The organism is Methylobacterium sp. J-043 (assembly GCF_022829505.1).
Lineage (GTDB): Bacteria > Pseudomonadota > Alphaproteobacteria > Rhizobiales > Beijerinckiaceae > Methylobacterium > Methylobacterium extorquens_A.
On record NZ_JAKSYB010000073.1, the window covers coordinates 1 to 380 of the forward strand.

General features: G+C 63.9%; 1 protein-coding gene. It reads left to right on the forward strand.

The window, feature by feature from the left end; all coding sequences use genetic code 11:
- A partial coding sequence (locus MKK50_RS22615; RefSeq protein ID WP_499025410.1) for a CobW C-terminal domain-containing protein occupies positions 1-101 on the forward strand: 101 nt, incomplete at its 5' end.
- Between the last annotated feature and the right edge of the window lie 279 nt (positions 102-380).

A 380-nucleotide genomic window follows, 5' to 3' on the forward strand; every position in this document is an offset into this window, starting at 1 on the left:
ATTGGGGCGCCGACGAGCCGCGCGTCTCCCGCGTCGTGTTCATCGGCCGCAACCTCGATCCGGAGGCGATCCGCGAAGGCTTCTTCGCCTGTAAGGTCTGATACGGTTTCCGCTTGATCCAAGCGGGGACCGGATCAGAAAGCCCGCGCGGCGCCTGAGCGAAGCCCAAATCCGCTATCCCGAAGGGATCAAACGGATGTGGTATGAGGCAACGCGCTGCCGATCGGGAAACGCGCATGAAAAAGGGCCGCCCTCGCGGGCGGCCCCTTCGTTTTCGTCGATCGCACCGCCTGTCGGCCGACCGGGGACTTTCGATCCTGGGGTGGTTCTCGGCGTCTGTGGTTGAGAGATCGGGAGAGCGTCGGGCTGTGAAAGAGGTT